Source organism: Paracoccus marinaquae, assembly GCF_018860165.1.
Lineage (GTDB): Bacteria > Pseudomonadota > Alphaproteobacteria > Rhodobacterales > Rhodobacteraceae > Paracoccus > Paracoccus marinaquae.
Genome location: NZ_JAHKNG010000095.1, coordinates 1 through 2,786, shown reverse-complemented (window position 1 = coordinate 2,786; position 2,786 = coordinate 1). Strand labels below are relative to the sequence as shown.

Sequence of the window (2,786 nt, the reverse complement as noted above, 5' to 3'; positions counted from 1 at the left end):
CGCAAGGACATCCATATCAACGACTTCCTGTACGAAAGCTATTCGAACTGGAACAGCTATGGTGCCGGGCTGGAAAATGTCGCCCTGGGCTTTGGCGAGCTGTCGGTCGCCGGTTTCCGCGAACGTGACGGTCGCGTCTACACCTGGGATGCGCGGCTGGAAGACATCAAGCTGGGCAAGGACTGGACCGGTGAAATCGCCGCCGCCTATGCCACCGTCCACGGCGATGCGACCGGCGACAATGGCATCGCGCTGCGGGCACATGTCCAGAAGGACGACTTCTTCGGTGGCTACATGAAGGCCTCGCTGATGTACAGCAACGGCGCGGCCTGGGGCTTTTCGGCCGATGGCGCACCCGACACCAGCAAGGATCGCTCGCTGACCCGCGCCCAGATCCACGGGCTGGTGCCGCTGAACGACAGGACCGAGCTGTTCTTCGTCGGTCTGCACCAGATCGACGACAATGACGGCGACAAGTCGAAATGGACCTCGGTCGGCATTCGCCCGCACTACGCGATCAACGACAACTTCGCCGTTCAGGTCGAACTTGGCCATGACCGTGTCAGCGACAGCGGCGGAAGCCGACATCTGACCAAAGGCACCATCGCGGGGATCTATACCTTCGGAAAGACCGGCTTTTACGCGCGTCCGCAGCTTCGCGCCTATGTGACCCGCGGATCGTGGAGCGATGTCGGAGCGATCACTAAACAGACCGCCTACGGCACCGACACCTCGGGCACTTCGGTCGGACTGCAGTTCGAGACTTGGTTCTGAAGCCGCTGTTTGCACCTCGCACGGCTCTGCCACCATTTGTGTGGCGGAGCCGCAGCATTCGGGTCTGAGCCGCTCTGGTCGGGCTCGTCCCTGGACCGCGCGCTTGGGGGTCTTCAGACGACTGATCTGACCCTTGGCCTGGCCGTTGCTCCAAGGCAGTTCGAAGGCATTGCGCACAGCATCGATGTCGCGGTGTAGCTCGCAATGTCTAGCGCGGGTGAGTGGCGGACGGCTCGCTGCGCCGTCTGCCATTGACTGAAACGCCCTGCCGCCTCAGCTCAGGCTGCGGCTTGCGGGATTGCCATCCCTCCTAGAAGTCCCACTCCCAGGGCGTCGTGTCGGTCGGGACCTGGATGGCGAGGCGTGCGCGTGCGGATGGCGAAAGGCCAAGCTCGGCCATCAGCCGGGTCATCAGTTCGACCGGTGTTGTCACGTTAACCGAAGGGTTGGCTGGCAAGGCCGTAAATGAAGGTCTTAGGCTCCAGACTCGTTCTTTTTCATAGCCAGAAGAGGACGGTTGCGGCGAGAGCGATGGCTGAGAAGAAGGTTTCGGGACATCGATCATATCGCGTAGCGACCCGCCTCCAGTCCTTGAGCCTGCCGAACATGATCTCGATGCGGTTGCGGCGTTTGTATCGGCGCTTGTCGTATTTGACCGCCTTCTTGCGGGACTTTCGCCCCGGGATGCATACCCTTATACCCTTGTCTTTCAATGCATCTCTGAACCAGTCGGCATCATAGCCCCGATCGGCGAGCAGCCAGTCTGCCTTCGGCAGGCTGCCCAGCAGCGCCGCTGCTCCGGTGTAGTCGCTGACCTGTCCGGCCGAAATGAAGAACCCTACCGGACGGCCCTTCGCATCGGCTACGGCGTGCAGTTTGGTATTCATGCCCCCCTTTGTTCGACCTATCTGGCGAGCACGCCCCCCTTTTTTACGCGCAGGCTTGAGGCCGTGCGGTGCGCCTTCAGATAGGTCGCATCCATCATGATCGTTTTGTGCTCGGTTCCTTCGGCGGACAGGCCTGTCAGGATCCGGGCGAAAACGCCGTTATCGCTCCAGCGTTTCCAGCGGTTATAGAGGGTCTTTGCCGGGCCGTATTCCTTCGGCGCATCGCACCACCGCAACCCATTGCGATTGATGAAGATTATACCGCTCAGAACGCGCCGATCATCAACACGCGGCTTACCGTGGGACTTCGGGAAGAAGGGCTTCAGACGCGCCATCTGCGCGTCGGTCAGCCAATAAAGATTGCTCATCACTCAGGTCTCCTTGCAGAGCCTGAATCACGACAGAAGCCCGAAATCAATGGGTCTGGAACCTAGGGTGATCCGCAGTCTCGCTGTGGGGCGCACCTCAATCGCCAGCCTACGGCGGCTCAAAGCCGCTGGATGTATCGGGATGCAGGTTCGCTCTTTTGCAAAGGGCGCAAGTGCGGCAGACCTGAATCTCGTCCTCTGGGTCTGGACATCCGGCAAACCCTCGCGACTGCAGCTTGTCGATGATAAAGGGCGGCTTAGCTGATCTGCGCGGTGCTCACGACCACAAGTATGTCCCCATAAGGCGGAACTTGGACCATAAATGTCCTGAATCGGTGCTGCGCCAACGATTCAGATTTCTGATTGGACGGGGGAGGGCGTCCGACCCATTTTCAAGCCAGGAGGTTCACATGTCCTGTCAGCTACTCTACCGCATCGATCCCGATCAGAACATGGCCCGGTTCTACCGTGTGGAGATCCTGTTCGATCTCTTTGGCGACATCATCGTCGAGCGTCGTTGGGGCAGGATCGGGGGCAGGGGGCAAGGCCGGGTTATCTGCTATGCATCGATGTCATTGGCGGAGGACGCGGCGAGCGAACTGATCCGGGAAAAGATGCGGCGAGGCTATCTGGCGGCCGCCTGAACCGGCCATGCAACCGAGCGATTGCACCGACCAACACCGGCAGGTCTGCAGTTGACAGCTGGTCATCCGCGAACGAGTCCCGTCCGGGCCCATACCGACTTCGTAACCCGCAA

Annotated in this window: 4 protein-coding genes; 2 read left to right on the top strand and 2 right to left on the bottom strand. The window is 60.4% G+C overall.

The annotated features are described in order from the left end of the window. Positions 1 to 774 (top strand): carbohydrate porin (locus KNW02_RS20280; RefSeq protein ID WP_216034993.1); only part of this gene is annotated, 774 nt, incomplete at its 5' end. Between the two features lie 310 nt (positions 775 to 1,084). Here the strand turns inward: KNW02_RS20280 and KNW02_RS20275 are convergent. Beyond that, positions 1,085 to 1,207: a P27 family phage terminase small subunit gene (locus tag KNW02_RS20275; protein WP_216034992.1), complete on the bottom strand. Its 123-nt coding sequence runs from the start codon at positions 1,205 to 1,207 to the stop codon at positions 1,085 to 1,087. 64 nt (positions 1,208 to 1,271) lie between these two features. Next, a protein-coding gene (locus tag KNW02_RS20270) for an IS5 family transposase (RefSeq protein WP_216034991.1) occupies positions 1,272 to 2,029 on the bottom strand; the annotation gives its coding sequence in 2 pieces (ribosomal slippage) (positions 1,272 to 1,708 and positions 1,708 to 2,029; 759 coding nt in all). A 410-nt stretch (positions 2,030 to 2,439) separates the two neighbouring features. Here KNW02_RS20270 and KNW02_RS20265 point away from each other — a divergent pair. After that, on the top strand, positions 2,440 to 2,673 hold the full coding sequence (locus tag KNW02_RS20265; protein ID WP_216034990.1) for a WGR domain-containing protein: 234 nt from the start codon (positions 2,440 to 2,442) through the stop codon (positions 2,671 to 2,673). The last annotated feature ends 113 nt before the right edge of the window (positions 2,674 to 2,786 follow it).

What these genes read in the sequence shown, in the direction of transcription:
- KNW02_RS20265 (WP_216034990.1), top strand. Translation starts at nt 2,440, where the DNA reads ATGTCCTGTCAGCTACTCTACCGCATCGATCCCGATCAGAACATGGCC.